The 573-nt window shown below is 47.5% G+C and carries 1 protein-coding gene; it reads right to left on the bottom strand.

Annotated elements, in window-relative coordinates; genetic code table 11:
* Positions 1-2: 2 nt before the first annotated feature.
* A complete protein-coding gene (locus ACTHUM_RS18010; protein ID WP_440403687.1) occupies positions 3-482 on the bottom strand; it encodes a copper chaperone PCu(A)C in 480 nt (159 codons plus the stop codon).
* Positions 483-573: the final 91 nt, after the last annotated feature.

The raw sequence follows: 573 nt of genomic DNA, 5'->3' as shown, positions 1-573 counted from the left end.
AATTAGTGCTGATGCGCGCCACCGTGACCATGGCCGTTACCGTGATCCATGCCGGATTGTGGTGCAGTTTTCACTTCCAGCTCGACAGTTTGAGATTTCGCGTTTTTGAATTTCAGGGTTACAGGTACTTTTTCGCCTTCTTTCAGCGGTTTTTTCAGACCCATGAACATAACGTGGTAGCTGCCTGGTTTCAGCTCGGTTACGCCTTTTGCAGCCAAAGGCACGCCGCCTTTAACTTCGCGCATACGCATAACGCCGTTGTCGTTAATATGGGTGTGTACTTCAACGCGTTCTGCAACAGGGCTGCTGCCGCCTACCAAGAAGTCTTGTTTGGCTTCATCGTTTTGGATTTTCATGAATGCGCCACCCATTTTCATACCTTCGACAGTGGCACGTGCCCAACCGTCTTCAATATGGATACCGGCTGCAGATACGGAAGTTGCCAAGCCTGCCAGAATCAGGGTTGCCATTAATTTTTTCATGTTTTGCTCCTTGTGTTTGCCAAATGGCTGGGATATACAGTCTTCATCTTACAACCAAAGGCCGTCTGAAAACTTTGATATAGATTAATTA

The organism is Neisseria sp. P0021.S006 (genome assembly GCF_051956895.1).
This window is presented reverse-complemented; position numbering and strand designations above follow the sequence as displayed.